The sequence below is a fragment of the Neobacillus sp. YX16 genome, from assembly GCF_030123505.1.
In the GTDB taxonomy this organism is placed as follows: domain Bacteria; phylum Bacillota; class Bacilli; order Bacillales; family Cytobacillaceae; genus Neobacillus.
The window spans coordinates 337501-348849 of the sequence record NZ_CP126115.1 but is presented as its reverse complement, the minus strand read 5'-3'; the positions used below and the strand labels follow the sequence as shown (position 1 = coordinate 348849).

Below are 11349 nucleotides of genomic sequence, written 5' to 3'. Positions count from 1 at the left end.
GCAATATTGGGAATCTTTTGGATAACTAAGGGGCGCAAGAGCACCCCTATATTTATTTTTTACCCGTTCAAGCCTAATCGATCAAAAATCGTATCAACGTGCTGCAGGTGGTAGTTGTAATCGAAGCAATCGGCTATTTCCTCTGGAGAAAGCAATTTCGTTATTTTCTCTTCGCCTTCAATTAAAGTACGGAATGGCACTTGATTTTCCCATGACTCCGCTGTTTTTGGCTGGACGGTATCATACGCCTCTTCACGTGATAAACCTTTGTCAATCAACGCTAGGAGGACTCGTTGTGAATAAATCAAGCCAAGCGTCCGGTCCATGTTGCGAAGCATATTTTCTGGATATACGGTTAGGTTTTTAATGATGTTGCCAAAACGATTTAACATGTAGTTCAAGGCAATCGTTGCATCTGGTAAAATGATCCGCTCTGCAGAAGAGTGTGAAATATCGCGCTCATGCCATAGTGGAACATTTTCATAGGCCGTCATCATATAGCCGCGAATCACACGCGCCAAACCAGTCATATTTTCGGACCCAATTGGATTTCGTTTATGCGGCATCGCAGAAGATCCTTTTTGTCCTTTTGCAAAAAACTCTTCCACTTCACGCGTTTCACTTTTTTGCAATCCACGAACTTCAACCGCAAATTTTTCAATCGAAGTCGCAATTAAAGCGATCGTTGACATATAGTGTGCGTGACGGTCGCGCTGCAAGGTTTGAGTTGAGATTGGTGCCGGCTGGGTACCCAGTTTTTCACACACATATTGTTCAACAAATGGGTTGATATTAGCGTAAGTTCCCACTGCTCCGGAAATCTTTCCAAACTCAACACCAGCAGCTGCCTGATTAAAACGCTCCAGGTTTCGTTTCATTTCTTCATACCAAAGTGCAAGCTTTAAACCAAAGGTAGTCGGTTCCGCATGTACGCCGTGCGTACGCCCCATCATGACAGTAAATTTATGTTCAATTGCTTTGTTCTTTAAGATTTCAATAAAGTTTTCAAGGTCCTTCCGGATAATCGCATTGGCTTGCTTTAATAAGTAAGAACTTGCAGTATCAACTACATCCGTTGAAGTTAAACCGTAATGTACCCACTTACGCTCTTCCCCTAATGTCTCAGATACCGCGCGCGTAAAGGCAACAACATCATGTCTTGTTTCCTCTTCAATTTCTTTAATCCGTTCAATATTAAAGGATGCATTTTCACGAAGCTTCTTTACATCCTCTTTCGGAATTTCACCTAACTCTGCCCATGCTTCACATGCAAGGATTTCAACTTCGAGCCAAGCTTTAAAGCGGTTTTCCTCTGTCCAAATTGCACCCATTTCAGGTCTTGTATAACGATCAATCATCTTTTGGCCTCCAAACTTTTTTCTTCCCAAATTAAGCTTTTTTCAATTTCTGCGATTGCATTCTCCGCAGAATCGCATAGGATCGTAACATGCCCCATCTTTCTTTTTACCTTAGGGTCTTTTTTACCGTAAAAATGAACTTTCCAATCTGTTACGTTTGTTAATTTATCTAACACGTTTTGAACATGCTCTCCTAATATATTAACCATCACAGCAGGCTTTAATAGCTCTGTCTTACCAAGGGGCAGGTTACACACAGCCCTAATGTGCTGTTCGAATTGTGACGTTTCACAAGCTTCAATTGTATAATGCCCAGAATTATGCGGTCTAGGAGCGAGTTCATTTATGTAAATGATGTCCCCCGCTGTTAAAAACATTTCAACCGCCAGTGTCCCAACTAACTCAAATGCATTAGCAAGCTGTATCGCTGATTGAATTGCCTTATCCTCTGCTTGCTTACTTATCCGTGCTGGAGCAATGGTTTGGTGAAGAATATTATCGCGATGAATATTTTCTCCAACCGGAAATACAGCTGTTTCACCATTTGAATTTCTTGAAATAATGACAGAAATTTCTTTCGTAAAAGAAATCCATTTTTCTAGGATACATTGTCCGTTATCGAGAAGCAATTGAGCCTCTTCAAGATTCTGATGACTTTTTAGAACAACTTGCCCTTTGCCGTCATAGCCGCCTCTTGCTGTTTTCAATACAACGGGATAGCCTAATCGTTCACAGCTTTCATGAAGATCATTCAGCGAATTGATTACGGCATAGGGTGCCACCTGAACACCGGCGTTTTCAATTGCCGCTTTTTCTTTCACTCGGTCCTGAGTAACTTCAAGTAAACTCTTACCCTGCGGTACATAAGCCTGATTACAAAGCCATTCAAGCGCTGTAGCATCAATATTTTCAAATTCGTAAGTAATGACATCACTGACTTCAGCAAGTTTCCTTATCGCTTCTAAGTCATCGTAGTCCCCGATTACCTTATAATCTGCCACCTGGCCGCAAGGAGAATCTTCAACAGGGTCTAATACAGCAATTCGATAACCCATTTCTCTTGCGGATAGAGCCATCATCCTTCCGAGCTGCCCGCCGCCAATAATTCCAATTGTTTGTCCTGGTAAAATAGTTTTAATAGACAAGCTCATCACTACTTTCTATTACTGTCACTTTTGACTCTATGCGAACTTGCTCTAGTCTTTCTTGTATTTTCGAATCATTAATCGATACAATTTGGGCTGCCAATAACCCTGCATTGGTTGCCCCTGCTTTTCCTATAGCCACCGTTGCCACCGGTACCCCTGCTGGCATTTGAACAATCGATAATAGTGAATCCAATCCATTCAATGCCTTCGATTGAACAGGAACACCGATTACTGGCAATGTAGTCTTTGCAGCAACCATGCCTGGCAGATGAGCAGCACCTCCAGCACCTGCAATGATTACCTTAATACCTCTTACTCTAGCATTCTCAGCAAATTCAAACATCAAATCAGGAGTGCGGTGGGCTGAAACCACCTTTTTTTCATATGGAATCTCTAACGTGTCAAGGATTTCACAAGTATGCTTCATCGTTTCCCAATCTGATTTGCTCCCCATTATTACCGCTACAATTGGATTCATACTCTCTCTCCTAACTTTACCAATATAAAAAGCCCTAAACAGATACTTCCCCAATTTCATGAAATGAGAGAAAGCAGTCTGTCCGGGCTGATATCGGCACAGTAAATGACCATGAAACGAGTTAACGTTTCCGGCATTTCCACTTCCCCTCATAGTCCAATCATTTACGGTAATTGGGTAGATACTTATGGGCCATATTCCCATTATTATACGAGGGTGTTACGTTATATATTTTTTTGACACCTTTATATTACAATTTACAGGGCAAATGGTCAATAAAAACGAACGATTTTATTTTTTTAAAATCTAACGTTCGCTTTTACTCATTCAGTACGGCCTCAAATACAATCTGCCTTCCCACCGGTTCATAGGAAATTTCTTTTCCATTAACTACCTCCTGAAAGATAGGTTTTTCCGTCCGGCTAACAGGTACATACCCCAGTTTTTTCATCCGATTTAAACAATCATCAATACTTTCATTATCTTGCACTTCAAATTGCATTTTCTTTTTACTCATGAAAATAATTTCCCTCTTTTCACAGATTTCACCCAAAATCCGCCATGTATTGACTTGGGCTCATAAGAAATAATAAATGCCTTTGGATCCAAACTTTTTATCGTATCATACAATTTAAGTTCAAATTTTCTTGGTGTTAGGATTTGCATGGCCATCCGGTCACCTTCTAGACCGTTTGCTTCCCAATTGGTCACACCATAACCTTTTTCCCTTAATGTTTTAGGCATGTCTTTATCATATGCATTGGTAATCACATTTACCGTAATATAGCCTAAAGCCAGCTTTTCCTCTATTTTCATCCCGACAATAACCCCAATTCCATATCCAACCGCATACGCAATCAGATTTTGGATTTCATTCAGATTATTTAAAACGAGACCAAGACCTAACACATAAATAACGACTTCAATCATACTAAGAGAAGCCGCCAAGTACCGCTGACCTTTTAACGTTAAAATCATTCTTATCGTAAAAAATGAAACATAAACGATGTTTATGACTAGAATGATCGCAACCATCATAAAACTATTCTCTAACATCTATTCCCTCCTGTTCTCTACTTGACCATTTTATTAGTTGTATTTGTTAGTTTAACCTTTTTTATGAAACTTTTCATTTCATTTAAAAAAGACCTGCCATTTGACAGGTCTTACGCTAGGATTATTTTACTATTACTCTTTATGAGCTTCGACTGCGATATGGTAGAGTTTTTCATGGATGTCCAATAGCTTTTCCAAATCTTCCTTTGGCAATTTCGCATAATATTTTTCAATGATATACTGCTGATTCTTATCTACCATTTGATTATAGTAATGACCTTTTTCACCAAGTTGTACAATAATTTCGCGGCGATTATCAGGATTAATCTCTCTTTTTACATACTCTTGCTTTTCAAGCTTTGAGATGAGCTGGCTTGCAGCACTAGCCGTAATCGATAAAAAGTGAGCAATTTCATTAACGGTCCGATTGTTTACTCTTAAAAGCTCCAGAATCACTTGTTGTTTCGTTGAAAGATCTGCAAATTCATCTGTTACTAACTTCTTATAATCCTCTAAAAATAGAGAACTTAAAGCATTTGAATAATCTACAATTTTACTGCATAGGATAGCTAAATCCTTTTCCATTCACTTCCACCTCTTTATATTCTCATTATAAATATCCCTAAATATTTAAGCAACCTTAAGTATAGGTTTTAAAAAAACTAGGCTGGAGGACCAGCCTAGTCTCTAAATTAACGTTTTTTTCAAGTTTCTTAAATAATTATGACGGATAAAGAAGAAATAAATGACTTGCGCAATAAAAAAGCAGGCAAGGACGATGATCATCTCAGTTGCAATCGACATCGTGAAAAAGCTTTGCAAAGCCATAAAGGCGAATACACTATGAATAATGGCTACGATAATGGGAACAAAGAAAAGCAATACAAGCTGCTGCGTCACAATCTTGTTCAGCTCCCCGTCTGTCAATCCTACCTTCTTAATCGTTAAATATAAGCGGCGATCATATTCTAGGTCTGCATATAGACGGAAATACAAGAAGCTTCCGGCAGCAATAAAAAAGACAGCACCGATAAGGAAGGCCACGAATAACATCATTCGATACATGCTCATTTTAATATGATACAAAGTTCCACTAACACTCATTGCAAATTCTTTTGAATCAATAATAGCAGCCCCATCATCTCTTGGAGCATATGCAGCCCCATTTTCCACTAAATGATCAGTGATCCCAGCCGTTTTTTCAAACTCATCTGTATAAAATCCTGTAAATGTATCCATACTTACCGCTGAAAGTTTTTGATACAATTCATCACTAATGACAAGACCTTCACTAAATAAAATTTGATAAGGAAAAACAACATGCTCGGTTGCTTTATTTTGTAGAAGCTTAATGTTTTCTTGTTTTAACGTATAGGTCTGTGAATCAAAGGTCTCAAGTGAAGATGTTAGCAAGGCTAAGCTTTCAGTCCCTGTCAGCTTCTCTTCAGTAAATGAATAACCGGCCATTTCTGAAGACCTCTTATAGTCAGAAAAAGCGATAACAGGCATCTTTTCATATGCATATTCGTCTGAGGAATCCGCTATTTCAACAAATTTAATAGGAATTTTCAGTGTAGAATAGTCTACATTATTCTCTTTTAACTCCTGTTTGATTTGCTGCATGTTTTGCTCGTGGATGGGGTGTTCACCCTTCGCAATATAACTGATTGCCGCGGGATAATTCTCTCGAAATTCCTTATTCATCACATTCATGGATGCAAGTGTTCCTACCGCACAAAAAGCGACTGTAGAGACAATGGTAACCATGAAAAACATCCTGGCATTATCTTTTAAGCGGTATGCCAAACTTGAGAAGGTAATAATATTTGTTTTTTTCCAAAACAGGGCCCGGTTTTTCTGAAGTAATTTTGTTATAAAAACCGATAGCTGGGTATAAAAGAAGTAGGTTCCGATAATGGTCATCCCAATAACAGGTAGAATTCGAAACAATATCGTTTCCATTGTGGTTGTTGCTGCTAAATAATAACCAGTGATTAATAGAATGGCGGATAATATAGAAAGAACCTTGGAAACCTTTGGCTCTTTTTTCGGCTTTTCTCCTGCCTGAAATAAATCAATTAACTTATTAACCCTTACCAAGATCGTAGTAAAAATAGAAATACATAGGAATAATACCAAAAAGGCCCCGATCGTCCACCCTAGTGCTTTCCCAGATAAATAGAATGGCAGTGACTCAATCCCAATCATTCTCGAGCCAATCATCAAAAACAATTTACCTGTGATGATACCGGCGCCAATCCCTGTAAAAATGGCAGCAACGCCAATCAGCATATTTTCTAAAAAAACCATAAGGTTTAACTGGCTTCTCGTCATCCCATGCATCATTAATATCCCAAATTCACGCTTTCTTGATTTCAAAAAGGTGCTGACAGAATACAGGACAAACAAGAATGAGAAAACATACATAATCACTTCAGCTGCTGTCATTAATTCAATCGCTGCACTAGCTGTTACACCGTTATTAATATCAGGATTAAAGATAAATAGAGCATAAACAAAGAAAATCATCACAGAAAATGCGCTGCTTAAAAAATAGGCGGCATAGGTCCGTTTATTGCGAATCACATTTCTAAAGGCGAACTGTTGAAAGGTCATGACTATTACCCCCTAACAGCGCCAGCATATCGATGATTTTTTGAAAAAATGCCTGGCGATTGTCTCCCCGGTAAATCTCATTATATAGTTGTCCATCTTTTATGAAGATAACACGGTGACAATAGCTCGCCGCAACGGCATCGTGGGTTACCATTAAGGCAGTTGCCTTATCCTCTTTATTTATCGTCGAAATGGTTTCCATGACATCCTTAGCAGATTTTGAATCTAAGTTACCAGTTGGTTCATCAGCTAAGATAAGCGAAGGCTGGTGAATAATCGCCCGAGCGATTGCCGTTCTTTGCATTTGCCCTCCAGAAATTTCGTATATGCGTTTCTTTAAGATCGAATCAATTCCGAGTTTTTGTGCAACATAATTAAGCTTTTTATCCATCTCACTGACCTTCACTCCATCTAGCGTTAGTGGCAGGACAATATTTTCCTCTACAGTTAACGTATCAAGTAAATTAAAATGTTGGAAGACAAACCCAAGTTCATGTCTGCGGAAAAGAGCTGTTTCCTTTCTTTTTAATTGATGTGGATTTTTACCATTGATTAATACCTCACCAGAACTAGGCTGATCAATGGTTGAGATTAAATTTAACAGGGTGGTTTTTCCGCTCCCTGACGGACCCATAATCCCGACAAATTCACCTTTTTCGATTGAAAAATTTATATTATCTAAGGCTTTATGCGCCACTTTTCCCTCATATATCTTTGCTAATTCTTTTACAGTTAAGATAGACAAGACCTTCACTCCCTGCTCTTTATTTCATGTCTTTATTCTAGCTTGTAAAGGCCGCCCTAACCATTTCATAAACTTACACTTAGCTTACAAGATTGTAAGGTAGATTTTTAAAAAATAATTCGGATAGTAGTCCCTTTATTGACTGTGGACTCTATCTCTACTTGATGTCCTAGGTTACCGCATATCTGCTTAACTAAAAAGAGCCCCATTCCGGTAGACTCTTGAAAATTCCGTCCATTTTCACCTGTAAAATAAGGGTCAAAGACTCTTGGGAGGTCACTCTTAGGAATTCCGACTCCTTCATCTTCTATTTCTAATACCACGTTCGGACTCCGTTTAAAGCCTTTAAGGAAAATTTTCCGATGGTCTCCAGTAGTATACCGAACACCATTCGTCAAAATCTGTGTGATGGCAAAACTCAGCCACTTTTCATCGGAGGCAATCATCAAACTTTTATCCACCTCTACGGAAGGGAAAACACGATTTCGAATAAATAATCGTTTTTGATCGGAGGTAACCGAGCGTACGATCTTTTCTAACGGAAGCATTTCTACATAGAAGTCATGTTCAAATTCATCTAGGCGGGCTGTATATAACACCATATCCAGCCCTTTTTTCAGACGGTCAAGTTCATCACCTATTGCCGTGAAACGAGGTTCATCTTCATCCTGAATCATCAAATGAATAACAGATAAGGGAGTTTTCATTTGATGCACCCATTGGTTTATAAACTGAATATGATTCTTTAATTTATGCTGATAATGATGTAAACCATTTTGGTACTGACGATATTGGCTTTTTAATAACAGATGTAGACTTGCCGGTAATGGAGCCCTAGAACCAGCCTCGAGAATTTCATCCAAAGAGGTGTGCGGTTCTTCCAAACGCTTGTAAAAGTTTCGATGGGTTAGATACCGATAGATCAGGTAACCGATAAACAAACAGCCGCTGAGGATTCCTGCATACAAGCTAATGGAAAAATTCCGGTACCCATCCAGCCAAAATACAAATAAGATAAGAACTAATTGAGTTATATAGATAATAATAAGCGGAATTTGTTCCTTTAAGAAAAGCTTCAAGAGTGTGTCCCCCAATTAGGTAAAAGACGATATCCTTGTCCACGAATCGTTTGCAAAGCGTCCTCAATATTCAATTCTATTAACTTTTTTCGTACGCGTGTAATGTATACATTTAACGTATTGTCATCAACAAAAACTTGGTCATCCCATATTTTTTCAAGCAAACGGTCACGACTTACGACTCTTTCGGACCTCCTCATTAATTCTTCTAGTATCTTGCCCTCTGTATGGCTGATTTCTATCTTTTGATTTTGATAGCTCAAAGTTAATCTTTCTATATCTAGTCTTAGTCCCTCTACATCGATTAACCGATCACCTTGAGAATTAGCAAACTCTCCGTATGCACGACGAAGCTGGCTATTGATTTTGGCAACCGCTATATCGTAATCAAATGGCTTTGTAATATAATCATCGGCACCATTTTCAAGAGCCATCACCTGGTCCATCTTTCCTTCTCGCGCAGAAATAAAAATAATCGGACAGGTGGAAACCTTGCGAATTTGACGGCACCAATAATAGCCATCAAATTTAGGTAAATTAACATCAAGTAGAACAAGGTGCGGGGAATACCTTTCAAATTGTTCCAAAACCGAATCAAACTGATTAACTGTCTGTCTATCAAAGCCAAACTTATGTAAATGTTCATCAAGCAGCGTTACAAGTTGTTTATCATCTTCAACAATAAAAATTTTGAACATATTTTACTCCTTTTAATGGGAAATTTTAGATTTAAAGATAATAGGCAGGTGACTTACCTAATGAAAAAGATACTCTTCTTGATATATATAATATTTATCTACCTTCCAGTTACCGCATCAGCAGAACTTAAGGAGAATCCGAAAGCAGCTTTTGTAAGACCTGATTCAGCTATTATTTTATCAAAAGTTATCTTGGGGAAAAAAGAAAAGGCTGTTATTAACCACTTTTATACCATTAAGATTGATGGAAATGAAATCTTTGCCTCTACAAGTGAATTTAAATGGTCGTCTAAGAAATGTTTTCTTCAGCCTATCATATGAAAGAAACACTTTGGATTAATGATCTTAGTTTGGAGAGCTCCTATTATGAAAAATGGAGCTAGGATGAGGTATTTAGTTTATATATGGGGCACTAATTTATGGGATGGCCAGGCAGGTTAAGTGCCTGGCTCTTTCCACAAAGTTATTCTTCAATTAACTTATTGGTTAGGGTACCTAATTTTTCAACTTCAACGGTTACTACATCACCGGGCTTCAAGTAAACTCGTTTTTCCAGTGGGTAGCCAATGATTACACCCTCAGGAGTTCCAGTAAGAATGACATCACCAGGTGTAAGCGTCATGTGCTGCGAAATATAGCTGACAATTTCATCTACATAAAAAATCATATCTGAGGTGTTGGAATCCTGTCGTTTTTCTCCATTCACATATGTTTTTAATTGTAAATTGTTAGGATTAGACACTTCATCTGCTGTAACAAGATAAGGACCTATAGGACTGAAATCATCACATGTTTTTCCAAGTAACCATTGATGTGTCTTTTTCTGGAGGTCACGTGCTGATAAGTCATTAGCGGTACAATAGCCAAATACGTGATCTAATGCCTTTTCCTTACCTACATACTTCGCTTCCCTGCCAATTACTATCCCTAATTCAACTTCGTAATCCAGCCTTTGGGTCACTTTTGGCACAGCTATCTCACATTTATGTCCTGTTAATGTATTATTAAATTTGCTAAATAATATAGGTACTTCCGGATAGGGAGACTTTGTTTCATCGGCATGTTTCCGATAATTTAATCCTACACAAATAATTTTGTTCGGTTGTGTAACACACGGTCCCCACTCAACTTCTTCTTCATCTCTTATATAATTTGGTTTATTATTGGTCGGTAAATTCGCAATATAGTCCTTGATTACAGAAAGAGCATCATTTCCGCCCGCGATTACCTCCATAATATTTGTATGTACTTGATTATTAGGATTTTCTCTTAATGCCTCTTCAAGGTCAATTAGGCCATTCTCCATTTTAACACCTAACACATGCTTGCCTTCTTTTTTTATGGTTACTAGTTTCATTGAATATTTATCCTCCTTGATTTAGCTTGTTTAACATCTGATTTCTCTATTCCAACCTATTTATCCTTCTTTTCCTTTAATTAAATAAAGTGTTTATTTGAATTAGCAGCTCCTAAATCAACTAATGGGGTTTGATAGCGTTTAAGTTCTATTCGTTACCGTTATCACTGATAACGGCATTGAATGGGCACGAATGAATGCTATTCGTTACAGTTTTCTTTAAAAATACCGGCTCACGGTCTCGATTAACTCCTATTCATTACCTTTTTCTCTAAAATCATCACAGCACGGGCACGATTCTCAATCCATTTTTTTATTATCAACCTGTTGTCCATTCGAACAACACAAAAAAACACAACCTTTATCAGGTTGTGCTTTGTTTTGCCTGGCAACGTCCTACTCTCACAGGGACAAAGTCCCAACTACCATCGGCGCTGAGAAGCTTAACTTCCGTGTTCGGTATGGGAACGGGTGTGACCTTCTCGCCATTGCTGCCAGACTATTTTGTTGAGGTATCATTCCCTCAAAACTAGATAATTTCAGAAGAAGTTGTAAAACGAGTTCGCCTTTAAAAATTGGTTAAGTCCTCGAACGATTAGTATCAGTCAGCTCCACATGTTACCACGCTTCCACCTCTGACCTATCAACCTGATCATCTTTCAGGGTTCTTACTAGCTTGACGCTATGGGAAATCTCATCTTGAGGGGGGCTTCATGCTTAGATGCTTTCAGCACTTATCCCGTCCGCACATAGCTACCCAGCGATGCCTTTGGCAAGACAACTGGTACACCAGCGGTGCGTCCATCCCGGTCCT

The 11349-nt window shown here is 38.5% G+C and carries 12 protein-coding genes, 2 rRNA genes and 1 riboswitch (1 of these 15 only partly in view); of the genes, 1 reads left to right on the top strand and 13 read right to left on the bottom strand.

The genetic code is table 11. From position 1 onward, the window contains the following. Nucleotides 1-59: 59 nt before the first annotated feature. From purB to QNH48_RS01770, 10 genes are all read right to left on the bottom strand, one after another. Nucleotides 60-1358: an adenylosuccinate lyase gene (gene purB / locus QNH48_RS01815; RefSeq protein WP_283953511.1), complete on the bottom strand. Its 1299-nt coding sequence runs from the start codon at nucleotides 1356-1358 to the stop codon at nucleotides 60-62. Further along, on the bottom strand, nucleotides 1355-2509 hold the full coding sequence (gene purK / locus QNH48_RS01810) for a 5-(carboxyamino)imidazole ribonucleotide synthase (RefSeq protein ID WP_283953510.1): 1155 nt from the start codon (nucleotides 2507-2509) through the stop codon (nucleotides 1355-1357). The genes purB and purK overlap by 4 nt, the downstream gene beginning before the upstream one ends. Next, the gene (purE, locus tag QNH48_RS01805) at nucleotides 2493-2984 is read right to left on the bottom strand and encodes a 5-(carboxyamino)imidazole ribonucleotide mutase (RefSeq protein WP_283953509.1); all 492 of its coding nucleotides are present in this window, start codon (nucleotides 2982-2984) and stop codon (nucleotides 2493-2495) included. Before purE ends, purK begins: the two co-directional genes overlap by 17 nt. A 132-nt stretch (nucleotides 2985-3116) precedes the next feature. Beyond that, nucleotides 3117-3218, bottom strand: a riboswitch (purine riboswitch). Nucleotides 3219-3303: 85 nt separating this feature from the next. Further along, nucleotides 3304-3501, bottom strand: coding sequence for an NETI motif-containing protein (locus tag QNH48_RS01800; protein ID WP_283953508.1), 198 nt, complete (start codon nucleotides 3499-3501; stop codon nucleotides 3304-3306). Then, a complete protein-coding gene (locus QNH48_RS01795; protein ID WP_095248100.1) occupies nucleotides 3498-4040 on the bottom strand; it encodes a DUF2179 domain-containing protein in 543 nt (180 codons plus the stop codon). Before QNH48_RS01795 ends, QNH48_RS01800 begins: the two co-directional genes overlap by 4 nt. Before the next feature lie 132 nt (nucleotides 4041-4172). Beyond that, nucleotides 4173-4625 (bottom strand): MarR family winged helix-turn-helix transcriptional regulator, encoded by a 453-nt coding sequence (locus QNH48_RS01790; protein ID WP_283953507.1) that lies wholly within the window; start codon nucleotides 4623-4625, stop codon nucleotides 4173-4175. 102 nt (nucleotides 4626-4727) lie between these two features. Then, nucleotides 4728-6656, bottom strand: a complete 1929-nt coding sequence (locus QNH48_RS01785) for an FtsX-like permease family protein (protein WP_283953506.1) — start codon at nucleotides 6654-6656, stop codon at nucleotides 4728-4730. Beyond that, the gene (locus QNH48_RS01780; protein ID WP_283953505.1) at nucleotides 6631-7401 is read right to left on the bottom strand and encodes an ABC transporter ATP-binding protein; all 771 of its coding nucleotides are present in this window, start codon (nucleotides 7399-7401) and stop codon (nucleotides 6631-6633) included. The genes QNH48_RS01785 and QNH48_RS01780 overlap by 26 nt, the downstream gene beginning before the upstream one ends. A 107-nt stretch (nucleotides 7402-7508) precedes the next feature. Then, on the bottom strand, nucleotides 7509-8480 hold the full coding sequence (locus QNH48_RS01775; protein WP_283953504.1) for a sensor histidine kinase: 972 nt from the start codon (nucleotides 8478-8480) through the stop codon (nucleotides 7509-7511). Then, nucleotides 8477-9178 carry a response regulator transcription factor gene (locus QNH48_RS01770; RefSeq protein ID WP_283953503.1) on the bottom strand — a complete coding sequence of 234 codons (702 nt, stop codon included), beginning with the start codon at nucleotides 9176-9178 and terminating at the stop codon, nucleotides 8477-8479. The genes QNH48_RS01775 and QNH48_RS01770 overlap by 4 nt, the downstream gene beginning before the upstream one ends. Nucleotides 9179-9238: 60 nt before the next feature. On the opposite strand from QNH48_RS01770, the gene QNH48_RS01765 reads away from it, so the two are divergent. After that, complete coding sequence (locus QNH48_RS01765) at nucleotides 9239-9499, top strand: hypothetical protein (protein WP_283953502.1); 261 nt, start codon at nucleotides 9239-9241, stop codon at nucleotides 9497-9499. Nucleotides 9500-9641: 142 nt separating this feature from the next. Here the strand turns inward: QNH48_RS01765 and QNH48_RS01760 are convergent, their stop codons facing one another. From QNH48_RS01760 to QNH48_RS01750, 3 genes are all read right to left on the bottom strand, one after another. Beyond that, nucleotides 9642-10535 carry a fumarylacetoacetate hydrolase family protein gene (locus tag QNH48_RS01760; protein ID WP_283953501.1) on the bottom strand — a complete coding sequence of 298 codons (894 nt, stop codon included), beginning with the start codon at nucleotides 10533-10535 and terminating at the stop codon, nucleotides 9642-9644. Nucleotides 10536-10918: 383 nt separating this feature from the next. After that, nucleotides 10919-11034: ribosomal RNA gene (rrf, locus tag QNH48_RS01755) — 5S ribosomal RNA — on the bottom strand. 76 nt (nucleotides 11035-11110) lie between these two features. Beyond that, a 23S ribosomal RNA gene (locus QNH48_RS01750) occupies nucleotides 11111-11349 on the bottom strand (it continues 2699 nt past the right edge of the window).